Below are 14,030 nucleotides of genomic sequence, written 5' to 3' on the forward strand. Positions count from 1 at the left end.
CTCCTAAGCTTGACAAATTAAGGTTCCTGTTTTGAGGTTATCGCTGATTAAGACAGTTTGTACGCCTGCTTCTACCGTTTGGCTAGCTCCTTTGATTTTTGGAACCATACCACCTGTGATGATGCCTGAGTTGATTTTCTGATCAATTTGATGCAGGGGTAACTGTGCTAAGACTTGACCGTTTTCTTTGACACCAGGAACGTCTGTCATCAAGATAAGTTGGTCTGCTTTAACAGCAATGGCAAGTGCTGTTGCAACATAGTCAGCATTGACATTTAGCCACTCCCCACCTTTTGCTGCCATAGAGGCGATCACAGGGATCAGACCTACCTTAAAAAACTTCTCTAAAACAGGCTCATGGACTTGATTGATCTGCCCCACGTAGCCATACTTATCCTGATTTAAAAAATCTGCCTCAAAGAGGTTTTCCAAGTTGCTTTGGAGTTGGATAACGTCACAATCAGCTTTTAAGAGAGTGGCTGTAAGCTTTTCTCCAAGATCAAATAAAGCTTTCTCCACCAGCTGCATGGCTCTTTTACTGGTCACGCGCAATCCATCAATCTTTTCAACTGAAATCCCCTCTTCTTGCATCATTTTATTGATGGCAAAGCCACCCCCATGTACAATCACCACTTGTTTGCCAGCTGCTTGCCACTCTTTGATGTCTTGAACAAAGTCAGGGGGTAATTGTTGACTCGCTATTCCCCCAATTTTAATCACAATTGTTTCTTTCATCTTTCCTCCTAAGTGCGATACAAGGCATTGATTTTGACATAATCATAGGATAAATCACATCCCCAAGCTCGCCCACTCTCCAAACCAGAATTGAGATTAACAGAGATGGTGATCTGATCTTTTTGCATGACCTCCTCCATCTCCTCTTGATCAAAGCTGACAGGACTAGATTGGATCATCACAGGAAGATGCTCTAGTGCAATATCAATTTTCTCCACATCCAGATCCACACCAGCGTAACCGATAGCTGCAATGATGCGTCCCCAGTTGGCATCCTCACCAAAAATGGCGGTTTTCACCAAACTAGATCCCACTATACTTTTTGCCACCATACGAGCTGACAGACTGTCCTTAGCTCCTGTCACATCAACTTGAATCAGCTTGGTTGCCCCTTCGCCATCTTTTGCAATCTTTTTAGCCAAATCAGTCATCACAACATGCAACATCGCCACAAAGCGATCATAATCTTCTGTTCCTTCAATGATTTCTTGATTTTGGGTGCAACCATTAGATAAGACAAGGACCATATCATTAGTTGACGTATCACCATCAACCGTGATTTGATTGAATGTTGTTTCAACCTTTTGACTGAGAGCTTTTTGCAGAGTCTGACTTGAAATATTAGCATCACAGGTAATAAATGCGAGCATGGTAGCCATATTAGGATGAATCATCCCTGATCCTTTAGCCACTCCTGACATGGTCACCACATCTTTTCCAAATGTCTCTTCAACTGTGATGGTCTTTGTGACCGTATCTGTTGTTAAGATTGCTTGGGCAAAATCATCTGCATTGCCATTAACCACAATCTTAGATAAGCCATTTTCTAGCTTATCCAGTGGTAAAAACTCGCCAATAACACCTGTTGAAGCAACCCCAACCAAATCGTTTGCAATCCCTAATTTTTTAGCAGTCCACTCTTGCATGGTGTAGGCATCTTCTAGTCCTTTTTGACCAGTACAGGAATTGGCAACACCTGAGTTTACGACAATAGCCTGCATCTTTTCTAGCTGCTGGGCTTGCTTCGTAACGATAAGAGGGGCGGCAATAACTTGGTTGGTCGTATAAACACCTGCTACACTGGCTGGCACTTCAGAAACAATCCAACCAAAATCCAACTTTCTCTTTTTAAATCCTGCATGCAAACCATCTGCTGAAAAACCTAGCGGACTGGCTATATTACCATCAATAAGTTTCATTTTTTTCTCCTTTAGATAAAAGCTGGCGCTGCCAACAAGCCTGCTGTTTCGGCAAAGCCGAACATCAGATTCATATTTTGAACAGCTTGACCTGCTGCCCCTTTTACAAGATTATCAAGCACAGCAACTACTGTCAGCACTTGAGTAAGAGGATTGTAAGATAAGCCAATGTCAGTATAGTTTGAACCAATCACATGGTGTAGATGAGGAAGGTGAGATTTCACACGGACAAAAGGCTTATTCTCGTAAGCTTTTTGATAAATCTCTAAAAGCTCATTTTCTGTTAAATCTGCGGTCAATTTTAAATATAAGGTAGCTACAATGCCACGTGCTACAGGTATTAAGGAAGTTGAAAATTGGATATGGGATAAGTTGGGTTCATAACTCTGCAATGTCTGAACAATTTCTGGGATATGCTGATGCTGGTTCAGCTTATAAGTGACGTAATTGTCATGTACATGAACAAAATGACTGGCACTGGTTGGATTTTTCCCTGCCCCACTTAAACCACTCTTGGCATCAACAATAATGGATTCTAAATCAATCACTTGTGCTTTTAAGAGAGGAATGAGCGCTAATTCAGTAGCAGTTGCATAGCAACCTGGGTTAGCAATGTGATGTTTGCATTTCAAGGCAGTAAACTCAGACAAGCCATAGGTAAACTGCTCTAAGACCTCCGTTTTAGCTGGCGTTTTTTGATACCATTTTTGATAAGTCTCAGCTGGAAGTCTATGGTCACCTGATAAGTCAATAAAAGGAAAATCAGCTTCAACAAAATAGTGCGCATAATCTTTTGCAATACCACTTGGGGTGGCAAAAAAGACCAAGTCTGCTTCTGACATTATTTTTTCTGCATCAAAAGCCTCTACTTTTAAGGCTGTTACCTCATCCAAATGTGGATAAATATACGATAACTCTTGACCAACCTCTTTAGTGGCATAAACGGAAACCAAATCAGCATTAGGGTGACTCTCCAATATCTTTACTAATTCTAACCCACTATACCCTGTTACTCCTACAACTGATACTTTCATATTTATACCTCTTTTAGAATCTTTATGCAGAATAGTTTATAGCATTTTTATACAAATGTCAATATTTTTTGTATAAAAATACAAAAAAATCCAGTTAAACTGGATCTTTCACTCTTATAAGTGACCAAGTAGAGAAGCCCTAATCCCATCTCACCTCTTGAAGTGTATCAATTCTTACTAACCTTGTTTCTTCTTGTCCGTTTTTATGGACACGACTCACCTTAAGCCACTCTTCATCAACAGCCAAAATATGATAAGGCTCGTTTGTATTGATAATCCCATCAAAGATCAGTTTAACCTTTTGACCGACCAATTCTTCTAGCATTTTTGACATTGACTCTTCTCCTTTTTTACTTTTTTCGAGTTTTTGGATTTGCTTCGTCATTTTTTTAAGCTTTTCTTCCACGGAAAAAATGTACATCAAGATAAACGGTAATGATAGCAATAAAAATCCCATACCTTACTCCTATCTATAAAACTCTTTCGCCATTTTAAACTGCTTCAACATAATGTAAATATGAATCATAGCCGTTATTAAGAGCGCCAACAACTCTACTTTTCCTGTCAAAAAAGAAACAGCTAAACAGACGATATAGCATACAGGTAAGATAGCTCCACTAAGATTCATAACAATCTCAAAAGAGTTTTTATAGTTAGCCTCTAGCTCTGCTTCATCTTGTTCAAGGATATTATTTTTTAACTCTTTAAGGGTCGGTGACAAAGGGGCTTCTATACCACGCATCTGATTGTAGCGTTTTAAAAGAAATATCTGAACACCTGTTGTAAAAGCAATTCCCAAAATAGGCCAAAACTCAAAAAATACATTGAACCCCAGTTCAGAAACATCCAAACGAAGACTAAGCATAAGGTTTAAAATACAAATAATAGATAAGAGAGCATTAAAAGTTGACGTATAAGAATGTCTCAAGTTCAACACACGATAAAGCTCCTCTCCTTGCTCACTCTCTTCATCCACCTTCTGATAAGTTGTAAACACCTTGTTGCTTTGAACAAGATAATAAAGCACCACAACAAGTAAAAGCCCCGCTATTATAGATAAACCTAACGAACAAAGTTCAAGTACTTGATCCATACTGATGATGTCTTCAAAAGATGTTAAACTGAGATAGCCTGATAAAAAACCAATCGGCCCTCCGATAAGGGCACCAATTCCGAGTGATTGTAAAATCCTAACTGCTACATTTCTACCTTGTTTCATTATTTTTCTCCTTTAATTTTTGATGACATTCCCATAGCACTAAAAGGGGGAATTTCCCTAATCTTGATGAGTTTTTCTGCTATCTCGTGATGATTTGTCAATTTTATTGATGAACAATAGTAAATAGAGATAAACCAGTGGAACTTCCTCTACTCGCACCCAATGTGGTAGAGACAGCCAGCCCAGTTTAGATAAGATTAACAATGAGATAGGCAAGACAAGGAGTATGATTAGAAAAGGTTTTACCACCGCTCGCTTTTGAATCAATAACTTTGTCACCTTTTGATTAGCTAACTCTAGCACTCCTGTTAGAATATAAAGTATGCTAAAAAGAGAAATGGGTTCACCCGCATACCAATCTAATCCAATCAATAATAAACCTATTACTATTAAGATAATCCCCACGAATCTCGTATTACGAAAAGAACGCTCAATCATTATTTTCTACCTCCTCAAGATGAAAAACTTGTTCAACAGGTTCTTTAAAGGTTTGTGCTATTTTTAAAGCAATTAAAATGGAGGGAGTGTATTCACCACGCTCAATTAAACTAACTGTCTGTCTAGAAATACCAGCTAATTTTGCCATTTCCGTCTGATTGATTCCATCTCTAGCTCGCAATTCCTTGAGCCGATTTTTTAAGACATATTCCATGATATTTCCTTTCTAGGCTTGGTAGATGATCAAGCCTGTTTCTGTGTCTTCGACAGCTATATCCCCCTTGGCAAACCTGAACAACAAAAGATAGGTATAGTAGAAATCACCTGCACAAGAGGCAGCATGCATGGTTGCCAGCATGAAGTAAAGAGTAATATTCATCATCCCAAAACCTGCTACCATGGTCAAGCCAAAACTAATCACAACAAAGAGTGCCAGGCTGATTACTAGCATTTGCATCCGATTGTAGAGGGAACCTGGACTGGTCGCATAGGCCATCCCTGATTTCCATTTAAACCCGTATTTGACAGGATTTTTGGGACAAAAAATTTTGAAGAAGATGCCGTGGATAGCCTCGTGCACAACTATTAAAAGAATATAGAGAGGGAAAAGTAACCCTACCTCCGACACGCTCAGTTCCAAGTATTGCGAACCGTTAGCTATCAACCAACTGCCTATCATTCCAAATACGAAGGCAAATGGAAAGATGAGTACCACAGCAAGAATATTCAATCCCCAAACAAATTTCTTATTTTCCATGATATTGACTTCATATATTTTTTGTCTAACTTCCATTTTTCTACTCCTCATTTGCCTACAAGCTAGACTAAACTATATAGTCCTAGAGCAACTCCAATCAGTAAGCCGATAATACAGGCTCCTGCAATCATAATCGCTGCCATATCTGATGAAATTCTACGTTTCATAAGTAATCTCCTATCTTTTTCTTGATTTTGTCATTATTTCTTCTTTTTGTTAAATTGAAGAGCTAACACCAGTGTCGCCATCAATGGAGGAAAAAGATAACTCATTTCCGTCAAACTAAGGTCAAATCCTAGTAAGGCTAAAATTTTAAACACCAAAATATTTATCAAGGAGAGTGCGAAAAACAGTAGGACTACTTTCATTCCACTTTTAACTATCTTATTCATTTTTCTTCTCCTTTTCTCTGCTGAGAGTGACTTCTAAAAGAAGGAAAGAACTCGTCATCATCAAGAGTAGCATGGTATCTATCTCCCGACCAAATACGATGTTTTTAACTAAACTATAAATCAAATATAGTGCAACTAGAACCTGCACTCCTCGCACAACACTTGTTCCTGTAATCAGCATTCTTTTTTATTGTTATTGTTTTTCATAACTTTCCACCACTTACTCTCGACTAATTTTTCCTTTTACTCTTTTCTGCCAGCTAGCTTCCTCAAGCGCTCATCTGTCACTGCGATGGTACAAATGGCAAGAACGACATGGGTTGTATCCAACTGCTGCCACTTCATGATGTCTGCTAGTAGGATAAAAACCAGATAGACGATAGCCATTAGTTGTACAAATCGTACGATGTGAATAGTATTTGCCTTTTTCATAATTGTTTCCTACTTTCTACTTATTTGTTCGATGAATGCGTTTTCATCTCTTTATCTTGATATCATTGTAACACTTCTTATTCATTTTGACAACTATCATTGTCAAAAAGTTTATTATTATTGTCAAAATCAATAAAATCTCATACAAAAAACTCCTTTACCCATAGGATAAAAGAGTTTAGGAATTATTCTAAATTGTCGATACCAGCTTGCATACGCTCTGCACCCCACCAGTAAGGCATGAGCTCTCCTAGTTTGATGATTTCTCGTTTATCAAAATCAAGCATGATTTCTGTTTGTACATTATCAGCCGACAGCTGCATCAAAAATTCACGGCAAGCTCCACAAGGCATTCCCGACCCCTCTCCAAAGGGAGCTTGATCTCGAAATGCTATGATACGTTTTATTGCTGTCTGACCACTATCTTGAAACATATTAAAGGCTGCTGATCGCTCTGCACAAAGGTGAAATACACCAGCCGTCGCCTCGACACAATAACCAGTATAAATTTTCCCATTTTTAGCTTCAATGGCAGCGACGACATGATTTGAATAAATGAAAGGTGAGACATAATGCGGATCATAGTGACGTTTTGCTTTCTCATACATCTCTTGCCAAATATCGTTTATGTGTTCCATACTTATTCCTCACATTAGAATAGAAAGATATCCCTTGTCAGTTGTTCTAACAAAGGGATATACACAAATTATATTATAAGCTCTCCGCTACACTGTTTAATAGCGTTGGGATAGCAGAGGCATCAGAACCACCTGCCATGGCCATATCTGGCTTACCACCACCGCGACCTGATACGATTGGGGCAAGAACCTTGATAAGATTACCAGCATGAACATCTTTGGTTTTACTTGCGACAAGGACATTCACTTTTTCACCAATGCTTGCTACAAGGACAAGGACATCAGAGTAATCTTTTTGCTTCCAATTATCTGCAAAAGTACGGAGGGCGCCTGCATCTGAGACTTGAACTTGGCTAGCAATGTAACGAACACCATTAGCTTCTTTTACATCTTTAAAGACATCACCCGCCGCTGCTGCTGCTGCTTTTTCTTTTAGCTCAGCATTTTCTTTTTGTAAGTCACGTAACTGCTCTTGAAGGCTTGCCACCTTATTTGGCACTTCTTTGATTTGAGGAGATTTAATGGTCGTTGCCACTTCTTTAAGGGCATCTTCCTCGTCACGATAAGCCAAGAAGGCTTCACGGCTAGTCACCGCTACAATACGTCGTGTTCCTGATCCGATTCCTTCTTCTTTCAAAATCTTAAAGATTCCGATTTCTGCCGTATTACCAACATGGGTACCACCACAGAGTTCGACAGAGTAATCACCAATAGTCACCACACGAACTTCTTTACCATATTTTTCGCCAAAGAGTGCCATTGCTCCCATTTCTTTAGCAGTGTCAATATCTGTTTCTACTGTCACAACTGGAATAGCATCCCAGATCTTTTGGTTCACTTCTTCTTCGATGCGACGAAGTTCTTCTGCAGTCACTGCCTCAAAGTGCGTAAAGTCAAAGCGTAGAAACTCTTGTTCATTAAGAGAACCTGCCTGAGTCGCATGTTGACCAATCACATTGTGAAGGGCTGCATGTAACAAGTGTGTGGCAGTATGGTTTTTCATCACACGGTGACGACGAGTTGTATCAATAGCCAAATGGTAAGTTTCTCCCACCTTGATCTCTGATAAAACCTCAGCAGTGTGAAGTGGCTGTCCATTAGGGGCTTTTTGAACATCAGTGATGCGAGCCACTAATTGACCTTCTGCATCCAAAATTTGACCATGGTCTGCTACTTGACCACCCATTTCAGCATAAAACGGTGTTTGATCAAAGACAAGAAGGGCTTGACCTGAGTTAGTGTTTTCTACACGACTATTATCAACCACAAGAACGGATAAAGTCGCATCTAATTGGTCTGCTTCGTAAACAAAAGTTGAAGCTTCTGTAATAGCTGCCAGGGTTTCGTTTTGCATTCCCATTGAACCACCTTTTACGACTGAAGCACGCGCACGGTCTTGCTGTTCCTTCATAGCGGCTTCAAAGCCAGCGATATCAAGTGTCATGCCTCGGTGTTCAGCCAGCTCAGCAGTCAACTCTACTTGGAAACCATAAGTATCGTAAAGTTTGAAAATATCACGCCCATCAATAACTGTCTTACCTTCAGTTGTTAATTTATCCATCAATTGTTCAGCAAATTGTGACCCTGTATGGATAGTGCGTGCAAAGGACTCTTCTTCACTTTTAACGATTTTTTCGATAAAATCACGTTTTTCAAGAACTTCTGGATAGTAGCTTTCCATGATTTGACCAACCGTTGGCACAAGTTTATACAAGAACGGCTCTGTAATGCCTAATTTTTGACCATGCATAGAAGCACGACGGAGCAAACGACGAAGCACATAACCACGCCCTTCATTTCCAGGAAGAGCGCCATCACCAATCGCAAAGGAAAGGGCACGGATATGGTCAGCAATCACTTTAAAGCTCATATTGTCGCCATCTTGGTCGTAAGTCTTACCAGAAATCTTTTCTACCTCACGAATAATTGGCATAAAGAGGTCTGTTTCAAAGTTGGTTTTAGCCCCTTGGAAGATGGCTGCTAGACGCTCCAAACCAGCACCCGTATCAATATTTTTATTTGGTAATTCTTTGTATTCTGAACGTGGAACAGCTGGATCAGCATTAAACTGAGATAATACGATATTCCAGATTTCGATGTAGCGATCATTTTCCAAATCTTCTTCTAGCAAACGAATGCCGATATTTTCTGGGTCAAAAGCTTCGCCACGGTCAAAGAAAATTTCAGTATCAGGACCTGAAGGACCCGCACCAATTTCCCAGAAGTTCTCCTCGAGTGGAATCAAATGACTAGGATCCACCCCAAGGGCTAACCAACGGTTGTAAGAATCTTTATCATCTGGATAGTAAGTCATATAAAGCTTGTCTTTAGGAAAAGCAAACCATTCTGGGCTAGTTAAAAGTTCAAATCCCCACTCAATCGCTTCATCACGGAAATAATCACCAATTGAGAAGTTTCCAAGCATTTCAAACATGGTATGGTGGCGAGCAGTTTTTCCGACATTTTCAATATCGTTAGTACGGATGGATTTTTGAGCATTGGTAATGCGTGGATTGTCTGGGATAACAGAGCCATCAAAATATTTTTTCAACGTCGCCACACCAGAGTTGATCCAAAGAAGAGTTGGATCATTGACGGGTACAAGATTAGCAGATGGCTCAACAGAATGTCCTTTTGATTTCCAAAAGTCGAGCCACATTTGGCGGATTTGTGCAGATGATAATTGTTTCATAATTAAGATACTAAGGGTGTTAAGCGGACACCGTCAAAATAGGAAACTTGACGAAGACGCTTGCGTCTAGGAAGTGTTTCTCTTTTTGACAAAGTCCGTAACCCGAGTTCATTTCAACATGAACTCGATACCCTTTCCTTTCGTTTAGATATTTTTGAAAAGTTGTTGTTAGAAAGAAGTAAGCCTTTCGGGCGGGTTCAATTTAACTAACCTGCTAAATTGAACCTTTCCTTTCATAAATGATAAATTTAGTTGAAAGAATCTTCCATGACATCAACGATTACGATGTCATGAGATATCAAGTAAAAAAGAGCTTTGGAGATTTCAGTTACTAGCTGATTATGACTGTCGTGAAGATTAAACATTTCACCACTAAAGGTAAAATATTTTCTCACTTAAAGTGGCTTATCACACTCTCCAAAAAATGACAAGAAACTAAACGAAGGGCGAAAAACCGCGGTACCACCTTCATTCAATGACTTGTCATTCTCTTTTATGATGCAATTGTAAGGTTAAGTAGCATGACTTTTCGCTTTACCTGGCTCGCAACAACCGCCAGTTTTCTGAAGTAAAGGGATGAAAAATCAATTCTCAACCACTCTATTATAGAGACTTTTTAAACTTTCGTCAACTGCTTACTCAGCTGATGATGAGCTTTCTGTTGTGCTTGATGCTTCTGTTGAGGATGAGCTTGTTTCAGAAGATGAAGCACTTGATGCGCTACTTGATGATAAGCTTGTTGTTGTATATGGTGATAAGATCGATGAGAAGGCATCGTCTTTAATCTTCACGTTAGCTTTTTTAAGGGCTGCTGCGATAACAGTATTTTTGAAATTGGTATCACTTGTTTTTTCATTCATAATGATTTTCTTAAGTTGTGATTTATAAGTTTTCCAATCTGTATCTTTTTCACCAGCTTTTGTGAGTTTCACAATATAATAACTTGTTGTATAAGTTGAGGTATCTACGACTGTAACGACATCAGACACTTCACCTTCTTTTAACTTGAAGGCTGCTGACATAACATCTGCTGGTACTTCTGTTGAAGCTGAGTCAAACTTAACTTCGCCACCCTTATCTTTAGTCACAGAATCTGTTGAGTTTTCTTTAGCTAGCTTAGAGAAGTCTGCGCCGTCTGCTTTAGCTTTTTCAAGAACTTCCTTAGCCTTATCTTCACTATCTAGTTTGATAATTTGAGCTGTTACTTCAGGGTTGTATTCAGTGTAAGCCGCTTTATAGTTTTCTGTTGTTAATTCTTTTTTAGCAGCTTGCTCAACAGCATACTCTACTAACATAGTTGTGCGAATCTGTTGTTTATATGATTCTACTGTCATTCCTGCTTGAGCCAGTGCTGCCGAGAAGGAATCACCATAAGATTCCGCTGTCTTATTATATTCTTCTGTTACTTTTTTATCAGAAACCTTATCACCATACTGCTCTTCAAACACTTTACTCATAATCAAATTTAACATAGACATCTGAGCAGCTGAAGTTGTCTTAGCTTCATTGTAAAAATCGGTGATTTTAATTGTGTCACCTTTCATTGTGACAATGTCTTTATTAGCGTTGTCTGTTGAACTACACGCTGCTAAGGTTGTTACAGAAAGTAACGTTACCAGACCTGCTGCCCATTTTTTTCTTAATTTCATTTAGTTTTAACTCCTTTTTACATTAACTGTCTTATTATAGCATATTTTCTTAAAATTGACTTAATCTAATAAAGTCACTTGTTCAGAATTTTTACGAAGCATCAACAAACCATCTCCTAGAGGAACTAAGGTAGCCGTCAAAGAAGGGTTGTCCAAGGTCGCATCAAAAAGTTTATGAAGTCCTCTATAAATAGTCCGTTGTCCACGTCGAACCTCTTCAATCGGTTTTGCGATATCACCACCTTGGAAAATGTCATCTAAAACCACCACACCACCAACTTCTAGTCGCTCTAGGATCTCAGGCAAGAAAACAATATACTTTGATTTTGCAGAATCCATAAAGACAAAATCAAAACCAGCCTCTAAATCAGCTAAAACCTCTGCTGCATCACCTTCTACCAAACGAATCTGTTGACGTGTGTCATACTTTGCAAAATTTTCTTTAGCAAAACCAATCATCTCTGGATTACGATCAATGGTCACAATTTCTGCTTCAGGTGCATACTCTGCCATCAAAAGTGCTGAAAAACCGATGGCTGTCCCAATCTCTAAAATCTTTTTGGGCTTCAAAGTTTGCATTAAAAATCTAAAATAAGCCACTGTTTCATGTGGGATAATCGGTATATTTTCTGTTTTGGCAAAAGACTCTAAAACTTCTAAATGTCCCTTATTTTGTGCTAGGTGGTGGCGCATATAGCGAACCACTTCTTCTTTAACAACAGGACGACGCATATTATGATTTGCATTTTTACTATATGATTTAACCATTTCTTTATTATACAACCTTCTTGCTATTTTTTCATCCCTCTACCCTTATTATTCGTTATTTTTTCAAAACAAAAAGCTGCGCCTGAGCAACAGCCTTTGTTTGCCTATTTTTTGAGACTTCGTCCCAAATAAAGAGAGAAAATTAGCCCTAAAGCATATAAAGCAATAAAAACATGTAGAGTCGTCATGTAGCTTCCTGATAGACTAAAGGTCCAGGATAAAAGGACAGGCCCTACTAATCCCGCCAAGGCCCAAGCAGTTAAACTATAACCATGTAAAATAGCCAGTTGCTTGGTCCCATATAGATCACTTAAGTAAGCTGGAAGTAAAGAAAACCCTGCACCATAACAAGTCATAAGAATCGCCATTGCAAAAATAAAAATCGGTTGAATCTGCGAGACTAAAAGTAAAGCTGATAAGAAGAGATTTACAATAAACAAGAGACTAAAAGTCAAGGGACGGCCAATATAATCCGATAAACTTGCCCATAGCAAGCGACCAAACCCATTAAAGATACCAAGTACTCCCACCATCAAAGCTGCAGATTCTGCTGACATTCCTGTCATTTCTTGAGCCATCGGTGAGGCAGCCGAGATAAGTCCCAAACCACAACTGATATTGATAAATAAAAGACTCCAAAGTAAATAAAAGGAGGGACGTCTAATAGCTTCTTTGGCTAGAACTCCTTCGCCAACTACTCGTTGACTCTCTCCAGAGCGCCCATAATTTCCAAAGGCTTTTAAATCTTCCTGCCTTGGTCTAACAATAAACTGCGCAGCCACTAACATGACCAGTAGATAAAGTAGACCAAAACTATAAAAAGTATTCGCTAGACCAATATGAGATAACAAATATTGAGCGATAGGACTTGTTAACAAGGATGCAAAGCCAAATCCCATAATGGCTAAACCTGTTGCCAAACCTCGCTTATCTGGAAACCATTTGATAATGGTTGATACAGGGGTAATATAGCCAGCACCCAATCCCATGCCACCTAAAATCCCATACCCTAGATAAAGTAGAGGAAGGGAATGGTGATCTAGTGCAAAACCAGCTAAAATATTTCCAGCAGCATATAGGATAGCTGAAATGGTCCCTGTCACTCTGGGACCAAATTTTTCCACCAACTGTCCCATAAAGGCAGCAGATAAACCTAAGCAAAAGATTGCCAAGCTAAAAGCAAAGGCCACCGCTGATTGATCCCATCCTGTTTCAGCCATAATAGGATTACGATAGACACTCCAAGCATAAGTTGAACCCAACATCAAATGCAAAGTCACCCCTGCTGCAGCCACTAAATAACGATTAGTTTTCTTCACCACTTCTCCTTTGACGAACTTTTTTAGTTTCACTTTCGCGAAATGTTCGTATATAAAGGTTATCACACCTAATTTGAAAACTCTATCATTTTAACCAGAAAACGTTTCCTTTATATTTCCTGGAAAATACACTAGAATGTTCGGTTTTTAATATCTAATAAGTTCTTTATTTTTTGGTTTTTACCTTGACTAACTTCCTTTAAATTCAAACTAAAGATACCTGCTTGCAATGCTGCCTCCATATCTAATTTACGATCCCCAATGTAGTAGGTCTTGTTTTTATCCAAGTGGTGAGTCTGGATTAAATAGTCTAAAGCTTCTGGGTGAGGTTTGCGCTTAAAACCTGAATCTCCTGTAACAACTTCTGTAAAATAAGACTCCAAGTCCAGTTGCTTCAAAACAGAGAAGGTATTATCTCCTTTATGGGTATAGATGAAATTCGTTATTCCCCGCTCTTTAGTCCAATCTAAAATCTCACGCGCTCCAGACATTAGCTGAATTTCTTGGTCTCTTGTTTTTAAATCAGTAGAATAATAGCTTTTCACCATTTGCTCATCTACATTTTCAAGCCTAGCCTTATCTTTTAATAATGCCCCCACCGACTCGTTTAGGATAAAAGCCAAAATCATTTTATCATCAAACTCCCATTGATAATGGTAATAAGTTGCCTCCAGTGCCTTCATAATAGCACCATAAGAATCTAAAAGGGTCCCATCCAAATCCCAAATAAAATTAAGGGGCATAGCATCTCCTTTTCT

17 protein-coding genes are annotated in these 14,030 nt (G+C 39.0%); all 17 read right to left on the minus strand.

From position 1 onward, the window contains the following. Positions 1-3: 3 nt before the first annotated feature. Positions 4-735 (minus strand): acetylglutamate kinase, encoded by a 732-nt coding sequence (gene argB, locus ACVRWY_RS01215; RefSeq protein ID WP_354367319.1) that lies wholly within the window; start codon positions 733-735, stop codon positions 4-6. An 8-nt stretch (positions 736-743) separates the two neighbouring features. Further along, the gene (gene argJ / locus ACVRWY_RS01220) at positions 744-1,934 is read right to left on the minus strand and encodes a bifunctional glutamate N-acetyltransferase/amino-acid acetyltransferase ArgJ (protein ID WP_354367321.1); all 1,191 of its coding nucleotides are present in this window, start codon (positions 1,932-1,934) and stop codon (positions 744-746) included. A gap of 11 nt (positions 1,935-1,945) precedes the next feature. Beyond that, entirely contained in the window at positions 1,946-2,968 is a 1,023-nt protein-coding gene (argC, locus tag ACVRWY_RS01225) for an N-acetyl-gamma-glutamyl-phosphate reductase (protein ID WP_354367323.1), read from the minus strand. 139 nt (positions 2,969-3,107) lie between these two features. Then, positions 3,108-3,425 (minus strand): hypothetical protein, encoded by a 318-nt coding sequence (locus tag ACVRWY_RS01230; RefSeq protein WP_447455777.1) that lies wholly within the window; start codon positions 3,423-3,425, stop codon positions 3,108-3,110. Positions 3,426-3,434: 9 nt separating this feature from the next. Continuing rightward, positions 3,435-4,187, minus strand: coding sequence for a DUF3169 family protein (locus ACVRWY_RS01235; RefSeq protein WP_354367327.1), 753 nt, complete (start codon positions 4,185-4,187; stop codon positions 3,435-3,437). Between the two features lie 57 nt (positions 4,188-4,244). Then, positions 4,245-4,625, minus strand: a complete 381-nt coding sequence (locus ACVRWY_RS01240) for a hypothetical protein (RefSeq protein ID WP_354367329.1) — start codon at positions 4,623-4,625, stop codon at positions 4,245-4,247. Further along, complete coding sequence (locus ACVRWY_RS01245; protein WP_354367331.1) at positions 4,618-4,839, minus strand: helix-turn-helix transcriptional regulator; 222 nt, start codon at positions 4,837-4,839, stop codon at positions 4,618-4,620. The genes ACVRWY_RS01240 and ACVRWY_RS01245 overlap by 8 nt, the downstream gene beginning before the upstream one ends. A gap of 12 nt (positions 4,840-4,851) precedes the next feature. Beyond that, positions 4,852-5,418 carry a DUF3267 domain-containing protein gene (locus tag ACVRWY_RS01250; RefSeq protein ID WP_354367333.1) on the minus strand — a complete coding sequence of 189 codons (567 nt, stop codon included), beginning with the start codon at positions 5,416-5,418 and terminating at the stop codon, positions 4,852-4,854. A gap of 164 nt (positions 5,419-5,582) precedes the next feature. Further along, a complete protein-coding gene (locus ACVRWY_RS01255) occupies positions 5,583-5,774 on the minus strand; it encodes a hypothetical protein (protein WP_354367335.1) in 192 nt (63 codons plus the stop codon). Next, entirely contained in the window at positions 5,767-5,955 is a 189-nt protein-coding gene (locus ACVRWY_RS01260) for a hypothetical protein (protein ID WP_354367337.1), read from the minus strand. The genes ACVRWY_RS01255 and ACVRWY_RS01260 overlap by 8 nt, the downstream gene beginning before the upstream one ends. Before the next feature lie 62 nt (positions 5,956-6,017). After that, positions 6,018-6,206 (minus strand): hypothetical protein, encoded by a 189-nt coding sequence (locus ACVRWY_RS01265; RefSeq protein ID WP_354367339.1) that lies wholly within the window; start codon positions 6,204-6,206, stop codon positions 6,018-6,020. A gap of 185 nt (positions 6,207-6,391) precedes the next feature. Beyond that, the gene (locus ACVRWY_RS01270; RefSeq protein ID WP_354367341.1) at positions 6,392-6,844 is read right to left on the minus strand and encodes a cytidine deaminase family protein; all 453 of its coding nucleotides are present in this window, start codon (positions 6,842-6,844) and stop codon (positions 6,392-6,394) included. 73 nt (positions 6,845-6,917) lie between these two features. Further along, positions 6,918-9,536 carry an alanine--tRNA ligase gene (gene alaS / locus ACVRWY_RS01275; RefSeq protein WP_354367343.1) on the minus strand — a complete coding sequence of 873 codons (2,619 nt, stop codon included), beginning with the start codon at positions 9,534-9,536 and terminating at the stop codon, positions 6,918-6,920. Between the two features lie 635 nt (positions 9,537-10,171). After that, the gene (gene prsA, locus ACVRWY_RS01280) at positions 10,172-11,185 is read right to left on the minus strand and encodes a peptidylprolyl isomerase PrsA (RefSeq protein ID WP_354367345.1); all 1,014 of its coding nucleotides are present in this window, start codon (positions 11,183-11,185) and stop codon (positions 10,172-10,174) included. Positions 11,186-11,245: 60 nt separating this feature from the next. Further along, positions 11,246-11,953, minus strand: a complete 708-nt coding sequence (locus tag ACVRWY_RS01285) for an O-methyltransferase (protein ID WP_354367347.1) — start codon at positions 11,951-11,953, stop codon at positions 11,246-11,248. Positions 11,954-12,057: 104 nt separating this feature from the next. Next, the gene (locus ACVRWY_RS01290; RefSeq protein ID WP_354367479.1) at positions 12,058-13,218 is read right to left on the minus strand and encodes an L-lactate MFS transporter; all 1,161 of its coding nucleotides are present in this window, start codon (positions 13,216-13,218) and stop codon (positions 12,058-12,060) included. A 185-nt stretch (positions 13,219-13,403) separates the two neighbouring features. Beyond that, complete coding sequence (locus ACVRWY_RS01295; protein WP_354367349.1) at positions 13,404-14,015, minus strand: HAD-IA family hydrolase; 612 nt, start codon at positions 14,013-14,015, stop codon at positions 13,404-13,406. Between the last annotated feature and the right edge of the window lie 15 nt (positions 14,016-14,030).

Source organism: Streptococcus porcorum, assembly GCF_053203725.1.

Bases quoted from the DNA above. Each gene is read 5' to 3' on its own strand.
- ACVRWY_RS01235 (WP_354367327.1), bottom strand. From the start codon at position 4,187: ATGAAACAAGGTAGAAATGTAGCAGTTAGGATTTTACAATCACTCGGA.
- ACVRWY_RS01260 (WP_354367337.1), bottom strand. From the start codon at position 5,955: ATGCTGATTACAGGAACAAGTGTTGTGCGAGGAGTGCAGGTTCTAGTT.
- prsA (WP_354367345.1), bottom strand. From the start codon at position 11,185: ATGAAATTAAGAAAAAAATGGGCAGCAGGTCTGGTAACGTTACTTTCT.
- ACVRWY_RS01265 (WP_354367339.1), bottom strand. From the start codon at position 6,206: ATGAAAAAGGCAAATACTATTCACATCGTACGATTTGTACAACTAATG.
- ACVRWY_RS01240 (WP_354367329.1), bottom strand. From the start codon at position 4,625: ATGATTGAGCGTTCTTTTCGTAATACGAGATTCGTGGGGATTATCTTA.
- argB (WP_354367319.1), bottom strand. From the start codon at position 735: ATGAAAGAAACAATTGTGATTAAAATTGGGGGAATAGCGAGTCAACAA.
- ACVRWY_RS01270 (WP_354367341.1), bottom strand. From the start codon at position 6,844: ATGGAACACATAAACGATATTTGGCAAGAGATGTATGAGAAAGCAAAA.
- ACVRWY_RS01230 (WP_447455777.1), bottom strand. From the start codon at position 3,425: ATGGGATTTTTATTGCTATCATTACCGTTTATCTTGATGTACATTTTT.
- ACVRWY_RS01285 (WP_354367347.1), bottom strand. From the start codon at position 11,953: ATGGTTAAATCATATAGTAAAAATGCAAATCATAATATGCGTCGTCCT.
- ACVRWY_RS01245 (WP_354367331.1), bottom strand. From the start codon at position 4,839: ATGGAATATGTCTTAAAAAATCGGCTCAAGGAATTGCGAGCTAGAGAT.
- ACVRWY_RS01255 (WP_354367335.1), bottom strand. From the start codon at position 5,774: ATGAATAAGATAGTTAAAAGTGGAATGAAAGTAGTCCTACTGTTTTTC.
- ACVRWY_RS01295 (WP_354367349.1), bottom strand. From the start codon at position 14,015: ATGCCCCTTAATTTTATTTGGGATTTGGATGGGACCCTTTTAGATTCT.
- ACVRWY_RS01290 (WP_354367479.1), bottom strand. From the start codon at position 13,218: ATGTTGGGTTCAACTTATGCTTGGAGTGTCTATCGTAATCCTATTATG.
- alaS (WP_354367343.1), bottom strand. From the start codon at position 9,536: ATGAAACAATTATCATCTGCACAAATCCGCCAAATGTGGCTCGACTTT.
- argJ (WP_354367321.1), bottom strand. From the start codon at position 1,934: ATGAAACTTATTGATGGTAATATAGCCAGTCCGCTAGGTTTTTCAGCA.
- ACVRWY_RS01250 (WP_354367333.1), bottom strand. From the start codon at position 5,418: ATGGAAGTTAGACAAAAAATATATGAAGTCAATATCATGGAAAATAAG.
- argC (WP_354367323.1), bottom strand. From the start codon at position 2,968: ATGAAAGTATCAGTTGTAGGAGTAACAGGGTATAGTGGGTTAGAATTA.